Consider the following 23,919-nt stretch of genomic DNA (forward strand, 5'->3'; position numbering starts at 1 on the left):
TTATGAGACGGATGCGCCAGTGCCCGCTTGGCATCAAAGCCTGCGTTATCCAATAGCAACGCCGCCGCCGATGGTGCGGTTGAGCACCTGGGTGGTCTTCTCGATCCGCTCTGCCGCAGCATTCAGGGCCGCGGCAACCGCCGTCTGCGTCGCCCGTGCGCGATCTGCGGCGACAACGCGCACATCGCGCAATGCGGCGAGTTCTTCCTGCAGGGCACGGATCTGCTGATTGGCATCGACCAGTTCGTCGGCAATGGTCAGCGCCGCCATCACCGTCAACCGCGCATCGCCGATCTCACCGAATTTGCCACGCAGGTTTTCGACGCGGGATTCAAGACTTTCCGCCAGCCGCAGCAGGCGGGTCTCCTGCCCCTCCTCGCAGGCCATGCGATATTGCCGGCCATTGATCGTAACGTTGACGTGGCTCATCTCGCTTTACTCATGCGCGTTGTCAGTCGCCAGCACCGCGCGAATGGTGCCGATGGCGGTATCGAGCTTGTCGGCGATCTCGCGATTGGCGCGCTCCAGCCGGCGCGATTTCACCAGCGTGCCATCAAGCTCATCCGCCAGCCGGGACCGGTCGGCGCCAAGCGCCTGAATGCGGGTGGCCAGCTCGTCCTCGTCGCGATCCGCCTCACGGCGGCGCTCGACCGCACTTTCCAGAGCATCCAGCGCTGCCATCAACCGCCGCGTGGCAGAGTCGATCTCGGCCGCACCGCCATTGGCGGGATCGGAGGCTGTGAGATGGGCGGGTCGTTCGATCATACTGGGTTACGCGGGACCTTGGGTGTGATGCGACCGGAGCTCAAAAACCACGGCTCCGCAAGCCTTTAGGCCCTGAAACTTAGGTTGCAAGCGAGCCGGACGCAACAAAGCTTAAAAGCTATGCACCGCAAAGCCGACAAAAACCGCCGGTAGATATCCACAGACCAGAACTGTCCGGGAGACCTTGGACTCCCAGGAACCCAGATGCTATCCACCAGTTTCTCCTAAGCGATCCCAACATCTCGCTGCAGACCGCCCCTCTTGCGGACGCAGAATATTCCATTCCCTTCAATTTAGACGGAAACCGACATGGCGCAGGTTGATCACTCGAAAATGGCCAACGCGATTCGTGCCCTCGCCATGGACGGCGTGGAAAAGGCCAAATCCGGTCACCCTGGGCTGCCGATGGGCGCCGCCGACGTCGCCACCGTGCTGTTCACACAGTTCCTTAAATTTGACGCAGCCGATCCGAAGTGGCCGGATCGCGATCGCTTCATCCTCTCGGCCGGTCACGGCTCGATGCTGCTCTATGCCCTGCTCTATCTGACGGGCAACAAGGAGATGACGCTCGACCAGCTGAAGAACTTCCGCCAGCTGCATTCCAAAACTCCGGGTCATCCCGAGAATTTCCACACCTCGGGCGTCGAGACCACGACCGGCCCGCTCGGTCAGGGCGTCGCCACCTCCGTTGGCTTCGCGCTCGCCGAACGCATGCTGGCCGCCGAATACGGCGACGTGGTCGATCACTACACTTACGTGCTGTGCTCCGACGGCGACCTGATGGAAGGTGTCAGCCACGAAGCGCTGGCTATGGCCGGTCATCTCAAGCTGTCGAAGCTGATCTTCCTCTATGATGACAACGGCATTTCCATCGACGGTCCGCTGTCGCTTGCCGACAGCGTCGATCAGGTCGCACGCTTCAAGGCCCATGGCTGGAATGCCGTGCATGTCGATGGCCACGACCAGGCCGCTATCGCCGCAGCGATCAAGCAGGCGCAGGCCTCCGACCGTCCGTCGATGATCGCCTGCAAGACCAAGATTGGCTTTGGCGCACCGACCCGCGCTGGTACCTCGAAGGCCCACGGCGAACCGCTCGGCGCGGAAGAACTTGCAGGCGCCAAGAAGGCACTGGACTGGAATTACGGCCCGTTCGAGGTGCCCGATGATATCCTGCAGGCCTGGCGCAACGTCGGCAAGCAGGGCGCATCGGCGCACGCGGACTGGCAGAAGCGTTTTGATGCCCTTCCGGACGACAAGCGCAGCGAATTCACCCGCCGCAACGATCACGTTCGACCGACAGCCATGGCGGACGCGATCCTCACGCTGAAGAAGAAGCTGATTGCCGAGCCGCAGACCGTCGCGACCCGCAAGGCGAGCGAACTCGCGCTCGAAGCGCTGGTGCAGGTCGTGCCGGAAATGGTCATCGGTTCGGCCGATCTCACGCCATCGAACAACACACGCACCAAGGGCGCCATCGAAGTGAAGCCCGGCGAATTCAAGGGTCGCTACATTCACTACGGCATTCGCGAAATGGGCATGGCCGCAGCCATGAACGGCATCGCGCTGCATGGCGGCTTCATCCCGGCCGGCGCGACCTTCATGTGCTTCACCGACTATGCGCGACCGGCGATGCGCATCTCGGCGCTGGCGCAGATCCCGGTCATCTACATCATGACCCATGACTCGATCGGTCTCGGCGAAGACGGCCCGACCCACCAGCCGGTGGAGCATCTGGCCGCGATGCGCGCGATGCCGAACATGCGCGTGTTCCGCCCCGCGGACACGGTCGAGACTGCCGAATGCTGGCAGCTCGCCATGGAGAAGACCAACGGCCCAACCATGCTGGCCCTGTCGCGCCAGAACCTGACGCCGGTGCGCACCACCCATCACGACGACAATCGCTGCGCCGCTGGCGGCTATGAGTTGATCGCGGCCAAGGGCAAAGCCGCCGTGTCGATCTTCGCCTCGGGTTCGGAAGTCGAGATCGCAGTCGCTGCGCAGAAGCAACTGGCCGACAAGGGCATCGCGACCCGGGTCGTATCGGTCCCCTCGCTCGAACTACTGCTGGAGCAGCCTGAAGAGCGCCAGAAGGCGATCATTGGCGACGCGCCGATCAAGATCGCCGTCGAAGCCGCGGTCCGGTTCGGCTGGGATGCCGTGATCGGACACGACGGCACCTTCATTGGCATGAAGGGCTTCGGCTCGAGCGCACCGGCCAAGGAGCTTTACAAGCTGTTCGGCATCACGGCCGAGGCCGTGGTCGAGGCTGCAACCAGCAAGCACAACGCGGCTTAACTCTATCGGAACGCTGGTAAATTTGACACATTGCACCAGCGTTCCATTCAGGGCATGAAACGCCCGTCACACGTCACTATATGAAGGCCCTCACGCGAGGTTTGAGCCTAATAAAAGGGAGAAGTTGAATGGCAGTCCGGGTTTCGATCAACGGTTTTGGCCGCATCGGCCGCAACGTCCTGCGGGCGATCTACGAGTCCAAACGCACCGACATCGAAGTCGTCGCCATCAACGATCTGGGGCCGGTTGAAACCAACGCCCACCTGTTGCGCTTCGACAGCGTGCATGGCCGCTTCCCCGGCGACGTCACCGTCGACGGCGACAGCATCCAGCTTGGCAACGGCAACAAGATCAAAGTCACTGCGGTGCGCGATCCGAACACGCTGCCGTGGAAGGATCTCGGCATCGATATCGCGCTCGAATGCACCGGCATCTTCAGCGCCAAGGCGAAGGCGACGTCGCATCTGACCGCAGGCGCCAAGCGCGTGCTGGTTTCGGCTCCGTCCGATGGTGCTGATGCCACGATCGTCTACGGCGTCAACCACAAGACCCTGACCAAGGAGCATCTGGTCGTTTCCAACGGTTCGTGCACCACCAACTGCCTGGCGCCTGTCGCCAAGGTGCTGAACGAGACCGTCGGTATCGAAACCGGCTTCATGACCACGATCCACGCTTACACCGGCGACCAGCCGACGCTGGACACGCTGCATAGCGATCTCTATCGCGGCCGCGCCGCTGCGATGTCGATGATTCCGACCTCGACCGGCGCCGCAAAGGCCATCGGCCTTGTGATGCCCGAACTGGCCGGCAAGCTCGATGGCGTTTCGATCCGCGTGCCGACCCCGAACGTCTCCGTGGTCGATCTCAAGATCATCGCCAAGAGGAGCACCACCAAGGAAGAGATCAACGAAGCGATCAAGAAGGCTGCGGCCGGCGAGCTGAAGGGCGTGCTCGGCACCACTTCGCACCCGAACGTGTCGATCGACTTCAATCACGATCCGCATTCGTCGACCTTCGCCTTCGACCAGACCAAGGTGCAGAACGGCACGCTGGTGCGGGTACTCTCCTGGTACGACAACGAGTGGGGCTTCTCCAACCGCATGGCCGACACCGCCGTCGCGATGGGCAAGCTGCTCTAAGGCAAGAGCGTTATCCCGGGCGCAGCATAAGACGCCGCGTCCGGGAGCCAACGAATGTAGCGGTCCCCGCTTCGCGGCGCGCCGCTCTGCGCTGACCTGCGTTTGGGACACAACATCATGACCAATTCTTTCCGCACCCTCGACGACGTCGATGTGAAGGGCAAACGCGTTCTCGTGCGCGTCGATCTCAACGTGCCCATGGATGGTGGCAAGGTTACCGACGCAACGCGGCTTGAACGCATCGCGCCGACCATCACCGAAATTTCCGACAAGGGCGGCAAGGTCATCCTGCTCGCGCATTTCGGCCGCCCCAAGGGCCGCGACGACAAGAACTCACTGAAGCCCGTTGCTGCGGCACTTGCCGATGTGATCAAGAAGCCGGTCGCCTTTGCGGACGACTGCGTTGGCGACGTCGCAGCCAAGGCCGTTGGCGCCATGAAGGACGGCGACATTCTCTGCCTTGAGAACACGCGCTTCCATTCCGCTGAGGAGAAGAACGATCCGGCTTTCGTCGCCGAACTCGCCAAGCTTGGCGATATCTGGGTCAACGATGCATTCTCGGCTGCACATCGCGCCCACGCCTCCACCGAAGGCCTCGGCCACAAGTTACCCGCCTATGCCGGCCGCACCATGCAGGCCGAGTTGGACGCCCTCGGCAAGGCGCTGGACGCGCCGACCAAGCCGGTGATCGCCATCGTCGGCGGCGCCAAGGTGTCGTCGAAGATCGACCTCCTCGAAAACCTCGTCACCAAGGTCGATGCGCTCGTGATCGGCGGCGGCATGGCCAACACCTTCCTGCATGCGCAGGGTGTCAAGGTCGGCAAGTCGCTGTGCGAGAAAGATCTCGCCGCCACCGCGCTGCGGATCATCGACAAGGCCGAAGCCTCCGGCTGCGCCATCATCCTGCCGGTGGACGCCGTCGTCGCATTCCACTTCGCCGCCAACACACCGTCTCACGCCTACGGCCTCGATGCGATCCCAGATGAGGGCATGATCCTCGATGTCGGTCCGCAGTCGATCGAACGCATCAACTCGGCCATCGACGATGCCGCCACGCTGGTCTGGAATGGCCCGGTCGGCGCATTTGAAATGACACCGTTCGACCGCGGCACGGTTGCCGGCGCCAAACACGCCGCGGCGCGCACCAAGGCGAAGAAGCTGATTTCAGTAGCCGGCGGCGGCGACACGGTGGCCGCGCTCAATCACGCCGGCGTCGCCGATGACTTCTCTTATATCTCGACGGCTGGTGGCGCCTTCCTCGAATGGATGGAAGGCAAGCCGCTGCCGGGTGTGGAAGTGTTGAAGAAGTAGCAGCGGTAAATTTTTGCCCGCAAGACTTGTGGGCGCCGCAATGTTTATGGTATGTTCCTGCTATGGCAGACGAACCGATCAACATCACGACGGACATCCTCATCGCGATCCGCGATGATATTTCGTCGTTTCGTAGCTCGGTTGAACAGCGTCTTGATCGGCTGGAAGAAATAAGCCGTAAGCAGCGTCGGGACGCTGCCGGCATGCTCGTGATGATGCGTGCGACTGCTGGCGATTTCGACGAGCGCGTGACTGAAGTGGAAGAGCACGTCGCGGCACTCGAAGCTCGCGAACATTAGTTAGCGGGAATTCCATTAGCTGGAACGCTGAGCCATCGTGGCGATTAACGTTGGCTGTATGCGCGACTGATGGCGTCTTGGATTCGCCGTCTCCTCGCGCTAAGAGCCATATATCCCTCGGCGCGGCGTTTGCGCCTGTCCCAATTTACAAGGAGCTTCCTGCATGGCCCGTATTACGTTGCGTCAACTGCTCGATCACGCGGCAGAACACGATTACGGAGTGCCGGCCTTCAACATCAACAATATGGAGCAGGCCCTGGCCATCATGGACGCGGCCAACTCCGTCGATGCACCCGTGATCATCCAGGCCTCGCGCGGCGCCCGCTCCTATGCCAACGACATCATGCTCAAGCACATGATGGACGCAGTCACCGAAATCTATCCGCACATTCCCGTCTGCGTGCATCTCGATCACGGCAACGAAGCTGCAACCTGCATGACCGCAATCCAGGCCGGCTTCACCTCGGTGATGATGGACGGTTCGCTGAAAGCGGACGGTAAGACGGCGGCGGACTGGGACTACAATGTCGGCGTGACCAAGACTGTGACCGACATGGCGCATCTCGGCGGCATCTCGGTGGAAGGCGAGCTCGGCGTGCTCGGCTCGCTGGAGAGCGGCATGGGCGAGGCCGAAGACGGCCACGGCGCCGAAGGCCAGCTCAGCCATGACCAGTTGCTGACCAATCCCGATGAGGCCGTGAAGTTCGTCAAGGAAACCCAGGTCGACGCGTTGGCGATTGCCATGGGCACTTCGCACGGCGCCTACAAGTTCACCCGCAAGCCGGACGGCGATATTCTCGCCATGAACGTGATCGAGGAAATCCACCGCAAGCTGCCGAACACCCATCTGGTGATGCACGGCTCGTCCTCGGTGCCACAGGATCTGCAGGACATCATCAACAAGTTCGGCGGCCAGATGAAGCCGACCTGGGGCGTCCCGGTGTCGGAGATCCAGCGCGGCATCAAGCACGGCGTCCGCAAGATCAACATCGACACCGACAACCGGATGGCCATGACCGGCCAGATCCGCAAGGTGCTGAGCGAGAACCCCAGCGAATTCGACCCGCGCAAATATCTGAAGCCGGCGATGGAAGCGATGGTGAAGCTCTGCAAGCAGCGCCTGCAGGAATTCAATACCGCCGGCCAGGCCAGCAAGATCAAAAAGGTGCTGACCACGGCCGAAATGGCCAAGCGTTACGCATCGGGCGAGCTGAACGCGAAGATCGCCTGAGCCCAAACTGCCAATTGACTGTGTTTCAGCCTGCCATACAGCCTATGGCAGGCTGAATTTTTGCCGGAATCGGATGCGGACGGGCTCATTGGCCGGCCAGATGCTCGGATTTTGCCCGAGAACGGTCTAGATTGACCTGCAGGACTAGCCCGCTCAGGACATGCCCATGAATCTCGCCGAACTCAACAAAATCGCCCGCGCCATGACCGCGCCGGGCAAGGGCTTGCTTGCCGCAGATGAATCGTCAGGCACGATCAAGAAGCGCTTCGATGCGATCAGCGTCGAGTCGACGGACGACAACCGCCGCGATTATCGTGAAATGCTGTTTCGCTCGCGCGAGGCGATGAGCAGCTACATTTCCGGCGTGATCCTCTACGACGAGACCATCTGGCAAAACGCCAAGGATGGCACGCCGCTGGTGCGGCTTATCGAGGAAGCCGGCGCCATTCCCGGCATCAAGGTCGATGAGGGCACGCAGGCCTTGCCTAACTGTCCCGGTGAGCTGGTCACAGCAGGCCTCGACAAGCTCGCCGAGCGTCTTGCCAAATATTACGCGCGCGGCGCGCGCTTCGCAAAGTGGCGCGCGGTGATCGATATCGGTGCCGGGATTCCCTCGATGACCGCAATCTCCGTCAACGCGCACGCGCTCGCCCGCTATGCCGCGCTATGCCAGGCAGCACAGATCGTCCCGATCGTCGAGCCCGAAGTGCTGATGGACGGCGATCACGACATCGACCGCTGCGTTGAGGTGACGCAGCGCGTACTCAACAAGACGTTCCAGGAATTGCGGATCCAACGCGTCGCGCTGGAAGGCATGATCCTGAAGCCGAACATGGCCGTCTCTGGCAAGAAGTCGAAGACGCAGGCTGGCGTGGCTGAAGTGGCCGAGAAGACCGTGCGCATGCTGAAGAACTGCGTGCCCGCATCGGTGCCCGGCATCGCATTCCTCTCCGGCGGCCAATCGGATGAGGATGCGACCGCGCATCTCGACGCCATGAACAGGATCGGCAGCCTGCCCTGGCCACTGACATTCTCCTATGGCCGCGCGCTTCAGGCAGCGCCGCAAAAGGCATGGTCCGGCAAAGCCAACAATGTGCCCGCCGGTCAGCAGGCCTTCACCCATCGTGCACACATGAATTCACTCGCCAGCAAGGGCGAGTGGACGACTGATCAAGAACAGAAGGCGCTATAATCTTGGCTTCCAAACCCGTCCCGCCACCGCCGATGCCGCGCCTCTATCTCGCGACGCCCGTCGTCGAGGATCCGTCAGTGCTGGCGGCGAACCTACCTGCTCTTCTTGAGAGAGCAGATGTCGCTGCCGTCCTGGTGCGACTGGCGACGACCGACCAGCGCACCATGATCACGCGCATCAAGGCGCTGGCGCCTGTCATCCAGACCAGCGGCGCCGCGATGCTGGTCGAAGGCAATGTCGAGCTCGTCGCACGCGGCGGCGCCGATGGCGCGCATCTGCCCGGTCTTGCTCCCTTGCAGGATGCACTGCCCTCGCTGAAGCCCGATCGCATTGCAGGCTGCGGCGGATTGTCGACGCGCCATAATGCGATGGCAGCGGGCGAGGCCGGCGCCGATTACGTGTTGTTCGGCGAACCCGACCCGAACGGCCAGCGCCCATCGGCTGACGCCATTGTCGAGCGCCTTCACTGGTGGGCCGAATTGTTCGAACCGCCTTGCGTAGGCTTTGCCACAACGCTCGATGAGGCCAGGGAATTCGCAGCTGCCGGCGCTGACTTCGTGCTGGTCGGCGACGTCATCTGGAACGACGCGCGCGGCGCTGCTGCAGCCTTGATGGACGCAGAGAAGGCAATCCAGCAGGGATACGCGACGCTCGTCTCGGGGCAGTCCAAGGTCGAACAGGAATAACGCCGGAATGAAAATTCTGCGTTCCCTCACTGTGATTGCCAGCTGCGTTGCCTGGGCGGCCTGCGCGTCCGCGCAGATTTCGCTGACGCCGCCGGGCGTGCAGACGCCGCCACCGGCTGCAAGCAAGGCAGCGCCAAAAAAGGCGCCGGCACCGGCGAAAGCGCCGACAGCCGCGAAGAAAGCTCCTACGCCGCCTGCTGAAAAGTCCGCGCAGCCTGCAGAAGCTGCACCAACTGACCCCAATGCCGATCTGGTCTATGGCGCCTATCAACGCGGCCAGTACAAGACCGCTTTCGACCTCGCCAGCAAGCGCGCGCAGGAGAACAACGATCCGAAGGCGATGACCATGCTTGGCGAACTCTATGCCAATGCATTGGGCGTCAAACGCGATTATGCGAAAGCTGCAGAATGGTATCAGCGCGCGTCGGAACGCGGCGACCGCGAGGCCATGTTCGCGCTGGCGATGCTGCGACTGTCGGATCGCGGCAATGTCGGCAAACGCGATGAGGCCGTGAAGCTGCTGGCATCCTCCGCCAAGCTCGGTAATCCGAAGGCCGCCTACAATCTGGCGCTGCTCTATCTCGACGGACAGACGCTGCCGCAGGACGTCAAGCGTTCGGCCGAATTGCTCCGCGTCGCCGCCGATGCCGGTAACCCCGAAGCGCAATACGCGCTGGCGACGTTCTACAAGGAAGGCACCGGCGTCGAGAAAAGCATCGACAAGGCGGTCCGCCTGCTCCAGGCGGCATCCCTGGCCGACAATGTCGACGCCGAGGTCGAATATGCCATTGCGCTCTATAACGGCACGGGAACCCCCAAGAACGAGGCTGCGGCCATCGCCCTGCTCCGCAAAGCCTCCAAACAGAACAGCCCGATCGCCCAGAATCGCCTCGCCCGGGTGCTGGCGCTCCGCACCAATACAGACGAGCGGCTGGAAGGTCTGAAATGGCACATCGTCGCCAAAACCGCCGGAAAGGGCGACCTGATGCTCGACGAGCTTCTGGCCCAGGCCACCCCCGAGGAAAAGACCAAGGCCCAGGAAGCCGCCAAGAAGTGGCTGGGCACGACCCAGAAATGACCCCTGTAGCGATCTTGCCTTGACGAGATGCCGCCCGCAGGGCACCCATCGCCTCAGCAACCCCCAATCAGACCTGCCGTCAGGTCGTCGTGAGACGAACGCATGATCAATTCAGCCCTTATGAACGTGATGGTGAAAGCCGCGCGCCGCGCCGGCCGCAGCCTGAAGCGCGACCTCGGCGAGATCGAGAACCTGCAAGTCTCGATGAAGGGCCCCGCCAATTTCGTCAGCCTCGCCGACAAGCGGGCCGAGGAGATGCTCTATACGGACCTCAACAAGGCCCGCCCGGGCTATGGCTTCCTCGGCGAGGAAGGCGGCAACCGCGAGGGTACTGACAAGAGCCACACCTGGATCGTCGACCCGCTCGATGGCACCACCAACTTCCTGCACGGCATCCCGCAATTCGCAGTCTCGATCGGTCTGGCGCGCGAAGGTCAGGTGATTGCCGGCCTGATCTACAATCCGGCCAATGACGAGCTCTATATGGCCGAGAAGGGCTCGGGCGCGTTCCTCAACGACACCCGCCTGCGCGTCGCCGGCCGCAAGCAGCTCAACGAATGCGTCATCGCCTGCGGCCTGCCGCATATCGGCCGCGGCGACTTCGAACTGTCACGCAACGAAATGGCCGCGTTGCAGCCGAAGGTCGCCGGCCTGCGCCGCTTCGGCGCGGCTTCGCTCGATCTGGCCTTCGTCGCAGCCGGTCGCCTCGATGGCTATTGGGAGCGCAACCTGCAGCCTTGGGATATCGCTGCCGGCCTGATCCTGATCAAGGAAGCCGGCGGTACTGTTGGCGATATCAATGGTGGTGATGTGCTGACGACCGGCAACGTCGTTGCCGGCAACGAGTTCGTCCACGGCGCTCTGACGAAGATCCTGCGGCCGCTGACGAAGTAAGATTGATCGCTCGAATAGAAAAGCCCGGATGGCGTTGCGCCATCCGGGCTTTTCGTTTGATTGCCTTAGCTGTGCGACACGGACGGCGATGCGGTCGGCGCGTCCTGCTTTGCGTCTTCCGTCTTCGGCGCCTTGTCCGGCGAGAACAGCCGCTGCACCGACACGAAGAACACCGGCACCATCAGCAGCGCCAGGATCACCACCGCGATCATGCCGCCGGTCACCGACGTACCAAGCGCCTGCTGGCTGGCACCGCCGGCGCCCGATGCAACGACCATTGGCAACACGCCGCAGATGAAGGCGAGGCCGGTCATCACAATCGGGCGGAAGCGCAGGAAGCAGGCTTCCATCGTGGCATCCACCAGTGACTTGCCCTGCGCGCGCAGGTCCTTGGCGAATTCGATAATCAAAATCGCATTCTTGGCCGCGAGACCGATGATCGTAATCAGACCGACCGTAAAGTACACGTCGTTCGGCAGGCCACGCAAATTCGCCGCCAGCACGGCGCCAACGATGCCGAGCGGCACCGTCATCAGCACGGCCACCGGGATCGTCCAGCTCTCATAAAGCGCTGCGAGCACCAGGAACACCACCAGCGCCGACAGCGCGAGCAGGAACGGCGCCTGCGAGCCGGACAGCTTCTCCTGCAGCGACTGGCCGGTCCATTCGAAGCCGAAACCGCGCGGCAACAGGCCCGACAGACGCTCCATCTCCTTGATGGCGTCGCCGGACGTGAAGCCGGGCCGTGCTTCGCCGGAAATTCGAACTGCCGGATAGAAGTTGAAGCCAGCGATCTGGGTCGGACCCTTTGCCCATTCCACTGTGGCAAATGACGAGAATGGCACCAGTTGTCCGCGGCTGTTCTTGACATTGTAGTTCAGGATGTCGGCCGCGTTCATCCGGTTGGCGGCCTCGGATTGCACTACGACGCGCTGCATGCGGCCCCGGTTGGGAAAGTCGTTGATGTAGTTCGAGCCGAGATTGGTCGAGATCGTGCTGTTGATGTCCTCGAAGGTGACGCCGAAGGCGCCGGCCTTTTCACGGTCGATCATCAGATTGACCAATGGCGCCGGCGGAAGGCCTTCTACAAATACCTTCTGCAGCACAGGGCTGGCATTGGCGTCTGCAATCAGCTTGTCGGATGCAGCATTAAGCGCGACGAACCCCTTCTGGCCGCGGTCCTGGAGGCGGAAGCTGAAGCCTGAAGAGTTGCCGAGGTTATCGATCGGAGGCGGCTGCAAAGCGGAGATCTTGGCGTCGCGGATCGACGACAATTCCCGATTGATATCGTTGACAAGCGCCGCCGCGGAATCGCCCGGCGGGCGCTCCGCCCAGTCCTTCAGGGTAATGAAGGCCTGCGCGGTGTTCATGCCCTGGCCGAGGAAGCTGAAGCCGGTGAGAAACACGACGCTCTCGATGCCGGAACGCTTCTTCAGATATGCCTCGACCTTCTCGATGGCGCCCTCGGTGCGAGCGAACGAGGAGTCCGACGGCGTCTGCACGTCAGTGGTGATGAAGCCCTGATCGTCGATCGGCAGAAAGCCGCCGGGCATCCGCATGAAGCCCCAGGTCAGTCCGACGAGCAGCGCGACATAGACGATCAGCAAGCGTCCGGTGCGCTGAATCGACCAGCCCACCGTCCTCGAATAGCCGTCGCGGGTAGCGTCGAGCTTGCGGTTGAACCAGCCGAACACGCCCTTCTTGGCATGGCCGTGTCCTTCCTTGATCGGCTTCAGGAAGGTTGCGCAAAGCGCCGGCGTCAGCGACAGCGCCAGCAGCGCGGAGAACGCGATCGAGGCGACCATGGTGACCGAGAACTGGCGGTAGATGATGCCCACTGAGCCGGGGAAGAACGCCATCGGCACGAACACGCCGATCATCACCAGCGTGACACCGATGATGGCGCCGGAGATCTGGCCCATCGCCTTCTTGGTGGCTTCCTTCGGCGGAAGCCCCTCCTCGCTCATAATGCGCTCGACGTTCTCGACCACGACGATGGCATCGTCGACGAGGATGCCGACAGCCAGCACCATGCCGAACATGGTCAGCATGTTGATCGAATAGCCGGCCAACAACAACATCGTACAGGTGCCGAGCAGCGCGATGGGCACGACGATGGTCGGGATCAGCGTGTAGCGGAAATTCTGCAGGAAGATGAACATCACGATGAAGACGAGGACAACCGCCTCGATCAGCGTCATCACCACCTTCATGATCGATGCTTTGACCACCGGCGTGACGTTGTACGGAATGTCATAGGCAATGTTTGCAGGGAAGAAGTTCGACAGCTCCTTCATCTTGGCTTCGATCGCGGAGGCTGTCGCCAGCGCGTTGCCTTTCGGGGACATCAGCACCGACAGGCCGGCCGTCGGCTGGCCGTTCAGGCGCGTGGTGAACTGGTAGCTGAGGCCGCCGATCTCGATACGGGCGACGTCGCGGAGCCGCACGGTCGAGCCATCGGAATTGGCGCGTAGCACAATCGCGCCGAATTCTTCCGGCGTGGAGAGCTGGCCTTTGACGAGCACCAGCGACGACGTCTTGGTGGTCGCTGTCGACGGCTCGGCACCGACGCTACCGGAGGCAACCTGGGCGTTCTGCGCCGTGATGGCCTTGTTGACGTCGTCGGAGGTCAGGTTGTAGCCAACCAGCTTGGCGGGATCGACCCAGACGCGCAGCGAGCGCTCGGTGGAATACAGCGAGGCGCGGCCGACGCCGGGAATACGACGAATTTCACCGAGGATGTTACGGATCATGAAGTCGCCGAGGCCGACTTCATCCAGGCTGTTATCGGTGGAGCGCAGCGTGATGATGTTCAGCACCGCGGCAGAGGCTTCCTCGACCAGGATGCCCTGCTGGATCACGGCACGCGGCAGACGCGCTTCCACGCGCTTCAGGCGGTTCTGCACTTCGACCGACGCCTGGCTGGTATCGGTGCCGGGCTGGAAGTTTGCGATGATTTCGACGGCACCCAGCGAATCGCTCGTCGATTCGAAGTTCAGGATGCCCGCAGCGCCGTTGAGCTCCTCTTCAATCAGCCGCGTCACGCTGTTGTAGAGATTCTCCGGAGACGCACCGGGATAGCTGGTCGAGATCGAAATCGATGGAGGCGCGATGATCGGATACTGCGCAATCGGCAGCTGTGGAATCGCGATGGCGCCGAACAGACAAATGAAAAGCGCGACGACCCAGGCAAAAATCGGCCTGTCGATGAAAAAACTAGCCATGTCGATTTACTCAGGGACGCGCTTGAGTGGTTTTCTGCCCCTCGGGCGGAAGGCCCGCAGTGGCATTCGCGTCAGTCCAGGCGGTCGCCTTGACCTTGTCGCCTGCAGCAAATTTCTGGAAGCCCTCGACCACGACGCGCTCGCCACCCTTCAGGCCTTCGGTCACGAACCACTGACCGTCCTGCACGGCACCCGTTCGTACCATCTGGACCGCAACATGACCGTCATCCTTGACGACGAACACTTCGGCGCCGCCACCGCCATTACGCTGCACTGCCTGCTGCGGAACGGCAATGGCATCGGTGTCGATGCCCTGCTCAATCTGCACGCGGACATACATGCCCGGTAACAGCTCACGCTTCGGGTTCGGAAATTCGCCGCGCAGCGTTACCTGCCCCGTGAAGGTGTCGACCTTGGCTTCGGAGAACAGCAGCTTGCCCGGCAGCGAATAGAGCGTGCCGTCGTCAAGCATCAGTCTCACCTTGGCCGCGCCAGGCGCGATCCGCTCGAGATCGCCGGTCTCGAAAGAGCGGCGCAAGTTATTCAATTCGGACACCGACTGCGTGAAATCAGCATAGATCGGATCGAGCTGCTGAATGGTGGCGAGATTCGTATTGTCGTTCTGCGCGAGCAGCGCACCTTCGGTCACCAGAGCGGCTCCGACAATGCCGTCGATCGGCGCGCGGATGGTTGCATAGTCCAGATTGAGGCGCGCACGCGCGACGTCGGCTTTCTTGGATGCAATCTCGGCTTCAGCCTGACGCTGCGCACCGACTGCTTTCTCGGCTTCCGCTTCGGAGACTGCTTTCTGCAGTGCAAGACCCGACACGCGCTTGGCCTGCATCGATGCGAGGTCATAGGCAGCTTCCGCCTTGTGAAGCGACGCCTTTGCGGACTGCAATTCCACCTCGAACGGCTTCGGATCGATGCGATACAGCGTGTCACCCGCCTTCACCTCGGTGCCCTGATGAAACGCGCGCTCGATGATAATACCCGACACACGCGAACGCACATCGGCAACGCGCGTCGGCGCAATACGTCCGGGCAATTCGCGAACCAGCGCACGTCGCTGTTGCGTGACGGAAATGATGCTGACTTCAGGCTCGCTCACCTGGGGCGGCGCAGACGCCACCGCGTCCTTGGGTTCGTTGCATCCTGCGAGCACGGGCGCGAGTCCCGCCAGCAGAAGCGCGAAGCCTGCAGAGCGTGCGTTCAACATCGTCATTTACTTTGATATCCCAAGTTGCGAATTCGAACATGCATCAACGGATACGCCGGACCTCTGTGGTCTTCATGCGCGTAGCCGGATTTATCGAACTTCTTTGATAGCTTAGAATAAAAACCGCGGTGCTGCGGCGCAATACATATCGAGGCGGCGCATTGCCACACGGCCTATCGTATTGAACTCACAAAGGCTTTCGAGGCTCACGCGAACGTGAATCGGATGGAACCGGCACACATTTAGTTAACGGGGGCCATTCGATAGTGGCTCACGCCCCCCCATTTGCTTCCATCCGCATAGACAAACAAGCCCGCGGTTGCACAAAGAACCAGCCAGCGCCGCATCCATATGTGGTGTTGCGTCCATATACCGGACGTAGGATGCGTTCGATCTCGTCGCGATGGCGATCGAAATTGTCGAGCCAGTCATTCGCCGTGCGTGCGTAGCGCGTGCCGCTCCAGCGCCACTCCCTCTCCACAAACGGCTCAACAGAAAGGTCTTTTCTAAATACGCGGCAGATCGCGCCGGGTCTCAACTGGAAGTTCCCGGTGACATCGCTGATTCCGGCGGTATCCGATCTTTTTTTGTCGCGGGGCTGTGCCATATTGCGCGTCGAACCTTTCCTCGCATGCAGATGATCAGCACATGGCGCCTGGCTCCTCCTCCCGCTCCGCGATGGAAATCGAACTGACCAAGCTCTCATCGCCGCGGATCTTTCTGGTCCGAATGCTGGTGTTTCTGGTGCTCTGCGGTCTGATCATGACCGTGCTCTACAAGCAGATCGTTCTCGCTTTCTTTGCCAATCCCGGGCTCAACGCGCTGATCGGCGCGGTATTGGCGATCGGCATTATCCTGTCGTTCCGGCAGGTCATCCGGCTCTATCCGGAAGTCTCGTGGGTCAACAGCTTTCGGATTTCCGATCCTGGCCTCGCGCTGGACCGACGCCCGACCCTGCTGGCGCCGATGGCTGCGATCCTCGGCGGCGAGCGTACCGGCCGTATGACCATCTCGCAGCAGACCATGCGGCATCTGCTCGATTCGATCGCGACGCGCCTCGACGAATCCCGCGACATCTCGCGCTATATGACCGGCCTCCTCGTATTTCTCGGGCTGCTCGGCACCTTCTGGGGCCTGATCGAGACCGTTGGCTCCGTCGGCAAGGTGATCGAAGGCCTCAAGGTCGGCGGCGATGCCGGCTCGCTGTTCGACACGCTGAAGGAAGGCCTCGCCGCGCCGCTCGCCGGCATGGGCATCTCATTTTCGTCATCGCTGTTCGGCCTCGCCGGCTCACTGATCCTCGGCTTCCTCGACCTGCAATCCAGCCAGGCGCAAAACCGGTTCTATACCGATCTGGAAGACTGGCTCGCTTCCACCGTGAAGGAATATTCCGGCGAGACAGCCCCCGTTACCTCATCCGGCACCCCGGCCGAGTTGCAGGATGCCATCGAGCGCCTGCGTCGCTCCATCGAGGACGGCAACAACAACCGTGGCACCACGACCGCCATGGCCAATCTCGCCGATGCGATCCAGAGCCTTGTGGCGCATATGCGCAGCGAGCAGGAGATGATCCGCGAATGGGCTGATGGCCAGGGCGAGCAGAGCCGCGAGATCAAGAAGCTGCTGGAACACATCGCTCGCCAACCTGAGAAGAACTGAGCCATGGCATTGGCACGCAATCGCCGCGGCTCTTCCGAATTCAACTACTGGCCGGGCTTCGTCGACGCGCTGTCGACGCTGGTGCTTGCGATCGTCTTCCTGCTGTCGATCTTCCTTGTCGTGCAATTCTATCTGTCGCAGGAGGTCACCGGCAAGGACAAGGCGCTGGAACAGCTCACCGCTAAGCTGGCTCAGCTGAACGATCTGCTGTCGCTGGAGAAGCTCGACAAGCTCAATCTCGACGAGCAGCTATCTCAGATGCGCGCCGGGCTGTCCGCCGCGGAATCGGAGCGCGACCGGATCAAGGGACTGTATGACGGTCTCGCCGGTGCCGGTTCCGATGCCGCAGGCCGCAACACCGAGCTCAACAAGGCGCTGGATTCCGAGAAGCAGCTTTCGGCCCGCGCGCTGGCGCAGGTCGAGGTGCTGAACCAGCAAATCTCGGCGCTGCGCCGCCAGCTCGCGGCACTCGAAGAAGCGCTGGAGGCGTCCGAGAAACGCGACAAGGAATCGCAGGGCCGCATCGTCGATCTTGGCCAGCGCCTCAACGTCGCACTCGCGCAGCGCGTTCAGGAGCTGTCGCGCTATCGTTCCGAATTCTTCGGACGGCTGCGCGCCATTCTCGGCAACCGCCCCGACATTCGCGTTGTCGGCGATCGCTTCGTGTTCCAGTCCGAAGTATTCTTCGATGTCGGCCAAGCGGCTTTGCTTCCCGAAGGCCGCGCCGAACTGGACAAGGTTGCCAGTGCCCTGATCGAACTCGACAAGCAAATTCCATCCGAGATCGCCTGGGTGATGCGCGTCGATGGCCATACCGACTCGCGGCCGATCCTCAACAGCCCGCTGTTCAAATCGAACTGGGAATTGTCCTCGGCGCGCGCAATCTCGGTGGTGCAGTATTTGATTTCGCTCGGCGTCCCCGCACAACGCCTCGTCGCCGCCGGCTTTGCCGAAAACCAGCCGCTGGATACGGCGCAGACTGAGGAAGCCTACAAGCGCAACCGTCGCATCGAACTCAAGCTCACCGAGCGCTGACGGCATGCCTGAGGCATTCCAACTGCGGTCCTATCGCGAAAGCGATGAAGACTCATCTATCGCCCTGTGGCTGGAGACATGGCGGCAGGCCTATCCCTCGATCAATTTCGACGCCCGCGTCGACTGGTGGCGCAACCGATGGCGGACCGAACTGGTACCCGTAGCGCAGATCGTGATTGCGGAGCAGGACGGCGCACTGGTCGGCTTCGTCACCATCGACGGCACGGGTTATCTCGATCAGTTGGTGGTCAGCCCCGCTCAATGGGGATCAGATGTCAGCCGCGCGCTGGTCGATGAAACCAAACGACTATCGCCAACCGGCGTGACGCTGAAGGTCAATGCCGACAATATCCGCGCAATCAAATTCTATATGCGTAACGGCTTCGTCAAAACGGGCGATGAAGTAAACACGTCAGGCCGTGCCGTCGACCTGATGGAATGGAAGCCGTAGCAAGCCTCCCATCGTCGACACTCACACCCCGAACTGCAACCTTGCCAGCCTGGCATAAAGCCCGTTCACCGCGACCAGTGAGGCATGTGTGCCCTGCTCGACGATACGACCATGATCCATGACGAGGATGCGATCGCAGGATAGCACGGTGGCGAGCCGATGGGCGATCACCAGCGTGGTGCGGTGCTTCATCAGCTCTTCCAGGGCGGTCTGCACCAGCGTCTCGGATTCGGCATCGAGCGCAGACGTCGCTTCATCGAGCAGCAGCAGCGGTGCATCGCGCAGGATGGCGCGTGCGATGGCGATGCGCTGACGCTGGCCGCCCGAGAGCGTGACGCCCCGTTCGCCCAACTGCGCCTCAAATCCATCAGGCAGGCGGCGAATGAATTCCGTGGCATGCGCCAGCGATGCGGCATGCTCGACTTCGGCATCCGTCGCATCGGGACGACCGAAGCGGATGTTCTCGCGGGCGGTCGTTGCAAACACGACGGAGTCTTGCGGCACCAATGCGATGCGCTTGCGGAGCTCGCGCGGATCGGCGTCGCGGATCGGCACGCCATCGACCGAGATGGCGCCGCCCTTGGGATCGTAAAAGCGCAGCAGCAGATGAAAGAGCGTGCTCTTGCCGGCGCCGGACGGCCCGACGATGGCGACCTTTTCGCCAGCCTTCACCGATAGCGATACGCCAGCGGCCGACAGGATGTCCGGCCGGGTCGGATAGGCAAAGGAGACATTGTCGAACACGACGTCGCCGCGTGCGGGCTGCGGCAATGCCCGCGGCGATGCCGGGGCCACCACGGCGGATTTGACGTTGAGGATTTCGAACAGTCGTTCCGCCGCGCCCGACGCCGCCGAAATCTCGCCCCAGACTTCGCTGAGCTGGCCGAGGCTGGACGCAGCAAAGGCCGCATAGAGCACGAACTGGCCGAGCCGCCCCGGTGTCAGTGCGCCTGTCAACACGTCATGCGAGCCGACCCAGAGAATGCCCACGACACTGGAGAACACGATGAAGATGATAACCGCGGTCAGCACAGCGCGCGCACGGGTCGAGCCACGTGCGGCGTCATAGGCCTGCTCGACCTCCTTGCCGAAGCGCGCATTCGCCAGCTGCTCGTTGGTATAGGCCTGCACCGTACGGATCGAACCGACGAGTTCGCCGGCATAGGCCGAGGCTTCCGCCAGCGTATCCTGCGCGTTGCGCGACAGACGCCGCACCCAGCGCCCGAAGGCCACCAGCGGGATCACGATCAGCGGGATCGCCGCGAGCACGAAGCCGGAGAGCTTCGGGCTAGAAACGACCATCATGGCTGCCGCGCCGAGAAATAGCACAAGGTTGCGCAACGCGATGGATACGGACGCGCCGACCGCTGACTTGATCTGCGTGGTATCGGCCGTGAGCCGCGACACCAGTTCGCCGGAGCGCGACGTATCGAAGAACGACGGCGACAGCGCGGTGAGATGCTGGAACACGTCGCGGCGCAGATCGGCGACGATGCGCTCGCCGATGGTCATGACGAGGTAGTAACGGGCCGCGCTGGCCAGCGCGAGCACGACCACCACAGCGATCATGACGCTGAAATAGTTGTTGATCATCGCGATGCCTTCGGGGCTGAAGCCGAAGTCGATCATCCGCCGTGCCGCCACAGGGACGACGAGCGTGGTCACAGCCGCAACGGTCAACGACACCAGCGCCAGCAGGGCCCGGCCGCGATACCGCGCCACATAGGGCGCCAACGCCAGAAGCGGCCGCAATTTGGCTCGGCTGGGTTGTACCTGGGGCTCCACAACGGTATCCGCCAGCGACGGCTCCGGAAGCACCGGATCGGCCTGCGGAAGCGTCGGCTTGGCGGCGCGGGGAATCTCAAGCCGTTCGACTGCACTCATGATTTATAACCGTTCTTGTCGTTGCCCTGAGATAGGCCGGAGCGGGCCCCGAGGCAAATGACCTAGGTCAATTGCGTGGGCAATGATCCACGACGGGAGTCCTTGTCTCCCGCACGTTCCTGCGATATAGAGCGGCCAAATCCGCCATCGAAATCACAGAGATTCAGGCGCCGGCGCGCCGAAGGAACCGTCATGAAAGCCGAAATTCACCCGGATTATCATAACATTACGGTCGTTATGACCGATGGTACGGAGTATCAGACCCGTTCCACCTGGGGCAAGGAAGGCGACAAGCTGAACCTCGACATCGATCCGAGGTCGCACCCAGCCTGGACCGGTGGAACCACCCAGCTTCTCGACCGCGGTGGCCGCGTGTCGCGCTTCCAGAAGAAGTTCTCGGGCTTCCTCAAGAAGGAGGATTGATCTTCACAAGGAAGATCGGCCTTTCAGGCTTATCCGATTGCCTTTCAAAACGCCTCTGCAGCCAGCAGGGGCGTTTTTCGTTGCTGGCCGACATTGGCCATGGCGGTACCTTAAAACCGCCTCCGTTGCCCTCCCTATAAGGTGCGCCACATCATCTTGCGCGGGGGCGCAACGAGACCATGCCGACCAATACCGGGCACCACCGCAAGAAGCCGCGTCAGGCGCGCTCCGTTGCAACCGTGGGCATCCTCCTGGACGCCGCTGCCCTCGTGCTGGTGGACGAAGGCTACGAACGCGCCACCACCAACAGAATCGCCGAACGCGCCGGCGTCAGCATCGGCTCCCTCTATCAGTATTTTCCAAACCGGGCCGCGCTGTTCGGGGCCCTCCATGGCCGGACGGAAGCCCAAATGTCAGAAAATATCTGGCAGACCATTTCAGGATTCGAAGGGCTGGATCTGCGTGGATTCGTCCGCTCCGGTCTGAACACCGCGATCAGCCAGCATGCCCGCGTGCTGCCGCTGCTGAAGGTCTTGATGGAGACCGCCTCCGGCCGTCCCCCTGTTCAGTGGCCATTCGACGGCTTTCCGCAGCGGCAAGGGCTCTTGCGCGGCATGTTTGACAACCATGCCGACGAGCTCCGCCCTGGCTTCAATCGCGAGGCCGGAAGTTTCTTCATTCCGAAAATGGTCGGCTCAGCACTCGATGCGGCGATCGCATTCCGTCCGGATGCCTTCGCCAATGGCGAGCTGGAACAGGAGCTGGATACGATGTTGTCGTACTATCTGATCGGGGAGCGCTAGAAGCGTGAGCTAGCGTGCGTCGGATTGGCCACGCTGCGCTATCGCACGAGCTATCGCACGCCGACGTCGAACGAATAGGCCACGCCGACGCCGTAGGTGACCTGATTGGTCGACCCACGGAATTTCACCAGCGGACTGTCGGCGATGCTGCCGAGCAGCTTGTCATATTCGACATAGCCGCGCACTTCCCATTGCGGATCGAGCTTGTAGCGCAATTGCGCGCCCGCACCGACCGAACTCGAACCGCCCTTGGCGTCGTAAACCGGCAAACCTGACGCAAGCGCCTCGATATTGTTGACGCTGAAGTAAGTCTCCGCATATTTCGCATCCGTCACCCGGTAGCGTGGGCCGGCAGCAAAGGTCATCCGCTCGTTGATCGGCACAATCACGTCAGCCGAGAAATCCGCGACGATACCTTCGTGGCCACCGAGACCGCGGCGCAGTTCGGAGCGCAGGCGAAGCCAGTCGAAGGCGTAGTATTCGGCGAAACCACCGAGTTCGACCGCGAAATCGACGTCCCTCAAACCACGCAGCTCGCTGTGATCGGCGGCCTTACGTGCTGCTTTATAGTTGCCAACGGGACCGGCGCGAAAGCCGCCCACGTCGATCAGGGCGAAGCTTGCATTGTCGCGCATGCTCTTGAAACGGGACGGCGTGCCGGCACGGCGAATCGAGATGATCGGCTTTGGCGCAAGTTCAGAACTCCCGGCGCCTTCGTAAGATGGCTGCATCTCGCCGCCGATCCCGACGGTCACGGTCCAGCCACCGGAGGCCGAGGGCACGAAGGGCACCGATGGCAGCATCACCACCGGATCAGCCGCAACCGCAACCGCCGGACAAGCCAACACACCAATGAGACCGAACAGACGAGGAGACAAAGACATCAGATTCCTACTTGGATCGGCGCGGAATTTCGGCGTGGCCGCGCTTCAATGCCACATCGTTGCGATTGCTCCCGTGCGACATGGAGTCACCGCAACAATGCGAAGATAGCTGGCGCGACGCCTCCTCCAAACTCGCATTGGCTCGGCATCAGAAGTGTAGCTCTCTGGCGAGAAACCCTATTCAGGCAAGGCTTTGCGATAAATGACGCTGTGCCTGCGGCGTCATCGCTCACATTTCCGGGCAGCGTGGCAGTAATATCTGAAAGAATGGATCGCCGCCGTCTGCGGCATCGCGCCGCACTACCGACTTGATAGCCCCGATGCCTACGCCTTCACCGGCGCGTCGCTTCTCCGCGGGATGAATCGCTGCGTGATCCAGTTGCGGCCGGGCATTTCGACGAAGCGATAGCTCACTTCCGCCAGCGCCCAGATGATGGCGAAACAGACCAGCGATGCAGCGATATAGACAACCTCAGTCTGGCCTAAATGCCGCCAGGTCCTGATAGCGAAACTGACGAACAGCGGATGGATCAGATAGATCGAGTACGAGATGATGCCGAGCCGGTAGACCAGCGCGTTGCCGAACAGCAGTTGCGCCATCCGGCCATCACGCGAGAGCACCGCGACCAGCGGGATGTACAGCAGATACATCAAGCGATCGCTCGCATCGGCCAAACCGACGGCGATGATGGCGAGCGGAAGCGCGACGACCAGACCATCCTGCACGGTTGCCGACAGGCGATCGACGAGGCCACCAAAGCGGAAGATCGCAAGGCCCAGCGTGAAACCCGCCACCGCGCGCAGCAGCGGATAAAGCGAATTGCCGTTGACCACATCGAGCGGTCCGCCCGACCCGCGGCCGCTGACGCTCACCGCATAGATGCCGAGCAGCGCCGCGATCACCGCAAATCCCGCGATCCATTTGCTCCAACGCTGGGTAAAGGCCATCAGGATCGGCAGCAGCAGATAGGAGCCCATCTCGGCGCTCGCCGCCCAGGCCACGCCGATGATCGGAAAAATATAGAGCCCCCAGCCGGTCATCATCAGTAGGTTGCCGGTCCAGTCCCAGGCCGAATACATCTCCAGCTTCTCGCCGGACAGACCAGCCGCGATCTTGGCGACATAGAACAGGCCAATGATGAAATAGGCGGGGTATAGCCGCGCGACCCGCTTCAGCATGAAGGTTGCGAACGCCTTGCCAGTGAGATGCAGGAAAGCGTCGCGATAGGTCAGCGCCATCACATAGCCTGATAGCATGAAGAACAGGTCGACGAGCAAATAGCCGTAGGGAATGCGGAAGAATGAGCCGGTGCCGCCGGTTGCGAGCTGCACGTCACCGAAATGATACACGACGATGACAGCGGCTGCGACGCCGCGCACCCCGGTCAATGCTCTGATATCGTCTGCCATCGCAAATGCCCCCGCTGCGCCTAGCTCATGTTTAGCG

21 protein-coding genes and 1 pseudogene are annotated in these 23,919 nt (G+C 61.9%); 14 read left to right on the forward strand and 8 right to left on the reverse strand.

Annotated elements, in window-relative coordinates; all coding sequences use genetic code 11:
• Positions 1 to 45 precede the first annotated feature (45 nt).
• Positions 46 to 429 (reverse strand): cell division protein ZapA, encoded by a 384-nt coding sequence (locus AB8A50_RS13700; RefSeq protein WP_068735170.1) that lies wholly within the window; start codon positions 427 to 429, stop codon positions 46 to 48.
• A 6-nt stretch (positions 430 to 435) separates the two neighbouring features.
• Positions 436 to 765, reverse strand: coding sequence for a DUF4164 domain-containing protein (locus AB8A50_RS13705; RefSeq protein WP_093756794.1), 330 nt, complete (start codon positions 763 to 765; stop codon positions 436 to 438).
• 309 nt (positions 766 to 1,074) lie between these two features.
• Between AB8A50_RS13705 and tkt the strand changes: the two genes are divergently transcribed.
• The 9 genes from tkt (at position 1,075) to AB8A50_RS13750 (ending at position 10,890) form a co-directional block, all read left to right on the forward strand.
• A complete protein-coding gene (tkt, locus tag AB8A50_RS13710) occupies positions 1,075 to 3,060 on the forward strand; it encodes a transketolase (RefSeq protein WP_439077994.1) in 1,986 nt (661 codons plus the stop codon).
• 128 nt (positions 3,061 to 3,188) lie between these two features.
• Entirely contained in the window at positions 3,189 to 4,199 is a 1,011-nt protein-coding gene (gene gap / locus AB8A50_RS13715; RefSeq protein WP_092144873.1) for a type I glyceraldehyde-3-phosphate dehydrogenase, read from the forward strand.
• Between the two features lie 117 nt (positions 4,200 to 4,316).
• Positions 4,317 to 5,510 carry a phosphoglycerate kinase gene (locus AB8A50_RS13720; protein ID WP_439077995.1) on the forward strand — a complete coding sequence of 398 codons (1,194 nt, stop codon included), beginning with the start codon at positions 4,317 to 4,319 and terminating at the stop codon, positions 5,508 to 5,510.
• Positions 5,511 to 5,572: 62 nt separating this feature from the next.
• Positions 5,573 to 5,809: a hypothetical protein gene (locus AB8A50_RS13725; protein WP_089265391.1), complete on the forward strand. Its 237-nt coding sequence runs from the start codon at positions 5,573 to 5,575 to the stop codon at positions 5,807 to 5,809.
• A gap of 163 nt (positions 5,810 to 5,972) precedes the next feature.
• Positions 5,973 to 7,040, forward strand: a complete 1,068-nt coding sequence (gene fba, locus AB8A50_RS13730) for a class II fructose-bisphosphate aldolase (protein WP_093756799.1) — start codon at positions 5,973 to 5,975, stop codon at positions 7,038 to 7,040.
• A gap of 166 nt (positions 7,041 to 7,206) precedes the next feature.
• On the forward strand, positions 7,207 to 8,232 hold the full coding sequence (locus AB8A50_RS13735; RefSeq protein ID WP_439077996.1) for a class I fructose-bisphosphate aldolase: 1,026 nt from the start codon (positions 7,207 to 7,209) through the stop codon (positions 8,230 to 8,232).
• Positions 8,233 to 8,234: 2 nt separating this feature from the next.
• Complete coding sequence (locus AB8A50_RS13740; RefSeq protein WP_439077997.1) at positions 8,235 to 8,918, forward strand: thiamine phosphate synthase; 684 nt, start codon at positions 8,235 to 8,237, stop codon at positions 8,916 to 8,918.
• Positions 8,919 to 8,925: 7 nt separating this feature from the next.
• The gene (locus AB8A50_RS13745) at positions 8,926 to 9,996 is read left to right on the forward strand and encodes a tetratricopeptide repeat protein (RefSeq protein WP_439077999.1); all 1,071 of its coding nucleotides are present in this window, start codon (positions 8,926 to 8,928) and stop codon (positions 9,994 to 9,996) included.
• Between the two features lie 102 nt (positions 9,997 to 10,098).
• Positions 10,099 to 10,890: an inositol monophosphatase family protein gene (locus tag AB8A50_RS13750; RefSeq protein WP_089265396.1), complete on the forward strand. Its 792-nt coding sequence runs from the start codon at positions 10,099 to 10,101 to the stop codon at positions 10,888 to 10,890.
• A gap of 65 nt (positions 10,891 to 10,955) precedes the next feature.
• Here AB8A50_RS13750 and AB8A50_RS13755 read toward each other — a convergent pair whose 3' ends face one another.
• From AB8A50_RS13755 to AB8A50_RS13765, 3 genes and pseudogenes are all read right to left on the reverse strand, one after another.
• Complete coding sequence (locus AB8A50_RS13755) at positions 10,956 to 14,114, reverse strand: multidrug efflux RND transporter permease subunit (protein ID WP_439078001.1); 3,159 nt, start codon at positions 14,112 to 14,114, stop codon at positions 10,956 to 10,958.
• 10 nt (positions 14,115 to 14,124) lie between these two features.
• Positions 14,125 to 15,339: an efflux RND transporter periplasmic adaptor subunit gene (locus tag AB8A50_RS13760; protein ID WP_089265398.1), complete on the reverse strand. Its 1,215-nt coding sequence runs from the start codon at positions 15,337 to 15,339 to the stop codon at positions 14,125 to 14,127.
• Between the two features lie 236 nt (positions 15,340 to 15,575).
• Positions 15,576 to 15,814, reverse strand: a pseudogene (locus tag AB8A50_RS13765) (SAM-dependent methyltransferase); the annotation flags it as partial.
• A gap of 167 nt (positions 15,815 to 15,981) precedes the next feature.
• Between AB8A50_RS13765 and AB8A50_RS13770 the strand changes: the two are divergent.
• Genes AB8A50_RS13770 through AB8A50_RS13780 form a run of 3 tightly spaced genes read left to right on the forward strand, consistent with a single transcriptional unit; the run spans position 15,982 to position 18,478 of the window.
• Entirely contained in the window at positions 15,982 to 16,992 is a 1,011-nt protein-coding gene (locus tag AB8A50_RS13770; RefSeq protein WP_089265399.1) for a flagellar motor protein MotA, read from the forward strand.
• 3 nt (positions 16,993 to 16,995) lie between these two features.
• Positions 16,996 to 18,027, forward strand: coding sequence for a peptidoglycan -binding protein (locus AB8A50_RS13775; protein ID WP_439078003.1), 1,032 nt, complete (start codon positions 16,996 to 16,998; stop codon positions 18,025 to 18,027).
• A 4-nt stretch (positions 18,028 to 18,031) separates the two neighbouring features.
• Entirely contained in the window at positions 18,032 to 18,478 is a 447-nt protein-coding gene (locus AB8A50_RS13780) for a GNAT family N-acetyltransferase (protein WP_439078005.1), read from the forward strand.
• A 21-nt stretch (positions 18,479 to 18,499) separates the two neighbouring features.
• On the opposite strand, the gene AB8A50_RS13785 is transcribed toward AB8A50_RS13780, so the two are convergent.
• Positions 18,500 to 20,362: an ABC transporter ATP-binding protein/permease gene (locus AB8A50_RS13785; protein ID WP_439078006.1), complete on the reverse strand. Its 1,863-nt coding sequence runs from the start codon at positions 20,360 to 20,362 to the stop codon at positions 18,500 to 18,502.
• 192 nt (positions 20,363 to 20,554) lie between these two features.
• On the opposite strand from AB8A50_RS13785, the gene rpmE reads away from it, so the two are divergent.
• Both rpmE and AB8A50_RS13795 read left to right on the forward strand, forming a co-directional pair.
• On the forward strand, positions 20,555 to 20,785 hold the full coding sequence (gene rpmE / locus AB8A50_RS13790) for a 50S ribosomal protein L31 (protein ID WP_089265403.1): 231 nt from the start codon (positions 20,555 to 20,557) through the stop codon (positions 20,783 to 20,785).
• Positions 20,786 to 20,964: 179 nt separating this feature from the next.
• Positions 20,965 to 21,588: a TetR/AcrR family transcriptional regulator gene (locus AB8A50_RS13795; protein ID WP_439078008.1), complete on the forward strand. Its 624-nt coding sequence runs from the start codon at positions 20,965 to 20,967 to the stop codon at positions 21,586 to 21,588.
• 50 nt (positions 21,589 to 21,638) lie between these two features.
• On the opposite strand, the gene AB8A50_RS13800 is transcribed toward AB8A50_RS13795, so the two are convergent.
• Both AB8A50_RS13800 and AB8A50_RS13805 read right to left on the reverse strand, forming a co-directional pair.
• Positions 21,639 to 22,472, reverse strand: a complete 834-nt coding sequence (locus AB8A50_RS13800; protein ID WP_439078009.1) for a MipA/OmpV family protein — start codon at positions 22,470 to 22,472, stop codon at positions 21,639 to 21,641.
• Positions 22,473 to 22,796: 324 nt separating this feature from the next.
• Entirely contained in the window at positions 22,797 to 23,882 is a 1,086-nt protein-coding gene (locus tag AB8A50_RS13805; protein WP_439078010.1) for an acyltransferase family protein, read from the reverse strand.
• Between the last annotated feature and the right edge of the window lie 37 nt (positions 23,883 to 23,919).

The organism is Tardiphaga sp. 841_E9_N1_2, assembly GCF_051811065.1.
Classification (GTDB): domain Bacteria; phylum Pseudomonadota; class Alphaproteobacteria; order Rhizobiales; family Xanthobacteraceae; genus Tardiphaga; species Tardiphaga robiniae.

Coding starts and splice junctions, on each gene's coding strand:
- AB8A50_RS13775 (WP_439078003.1), top strand. CDS start 16,996: ATGGCATTGGCACGCAATCGCCGCGGCTCTTCCGAATTCAACTACTGG.
- AB8A50_RS13760 (WP_089265398.1), bottom strand. CDS start 15,339: ATGACGATGTTGAACGCACGCTCTGCAGGCTTCGCGCTTCTGCTGGCG.
- tkt (WP_439077994.1), top strand. CDS start 1,075: ATGGCGCAGGTTGATCACTCGAAAATGGCCAACGCGATTCGTGCCCTC.
- fba (WP_093756799.1), top strand. CDS start 5,973: ATGGCCCGTATTACGTTGCGTCAACTGCTCGATCACGCGGCAGAACAC.
- AB8A50_RS13735 (WP_439077996.1), top strand. CDS start 7,207: ATGAATCTCGCCGAACTCAACAAAATCGCCCGCGCCATGACCGCGCCG.
- rpmE (WP_089265403.1), top strand. CDS start 20,555: ATGAAAGCCGAAATTCACCCGGATTATCATAACATTACGGTCGTTATG.
- AB8A50_RS13745 (WP_439077999.1), top strand. CDS start 8,926: ATGAAAATTCTGCGTTCCCTCACTGTGATTGCCAGCTGCGTTGCCTGG.
- AB8A50_RS13725 (WP_089265391.1), top strand. CDS start 5,573: ATGGCAGACGAACCGATCAACATCACGACGGACATCCTCATCGCGATC.
- AB8A50_RS13800 (WP_439078009.1), bottom strand. CDS start 22,472: ATGTCTTTGTCTCCTCGTCTGTTCGGTCTCATTGGTGTGTTGGCTTGT.
- AB8A50_RS13770 (WP_089265399.1), top strand. CDS start 15,982: ATGGCGCCTGGCTCCTCCTCCCGCTCCGCGATGGAAATCGAACTGACC.
- AB8A50_RS13785 (WP_439078006.1), bottom strand. CDS start 20,362: ATGAGTGCAGTCGAACGGCTTGAGATTCCCCGCGCCGCCAAGCCGACG.
- AB8A50_RS13755 (WP_439078001.1), bottom strand. CDS start 14,114: ATGGCTAGTTTTTTCATCGACAGGCCGATTTTTGCCTGGGTCGTCGCG.
- AB8A50_RS13750 (WP_089265396.1), top strand. CDS start 10,099: ATGATCAATTCAGCCCTTATGAACGTGATGGTGAAAGCCGCGCGCCGC.
- AB8A50_RS13700 (WP_068735170.1), bottom strand. CDS start 429: ATGAGCCACGTCAACGTTACGATCAATGGCCGGCAATATCGCATGGCC.
- gap (WP_092144873.1), top strand. CDS start 3,189: ATGGCAGTCCGGGTTTCGATCAACGGTTTTGGCCGCATCGGCCGCAAC.
- AB8A50_RS13705 (WP_093756794.1), bottom strand. CDS start 765: ATGATCGAACGACCCGCCCATCTCACAGCCTCCGATCCCGCCAATGGC.
- AB8A50_RS13720 (WP_439077995.1), top strand. CDS start 4,317: ATGACCAATTCTTTCCGCACCCTCGACGACGTCGATGTGAAGGGCAAA.
- AB8A50_RS13805 (WP_439078010.1), bottom strand. CDS start 23,882: ATGGCAGACGATATCAGAGCATTGACCGGGGTGCGCGGCGTCGCAGCC.
- AB8A50_RS13795 (WP_439078008.1), top strand. CDS start 20,965: ATGCCGACCAATACCGGGCACCACCGCAAGAAGCCGCGTCAGGCGCGC.
- AB8A50_RS13780 (WP_439078005.1), top strand. CDS start 18,032: ATGCCTGAGGCATTCCAACTGCGGTCCTATCGCGAAAGCGATGAAGAC.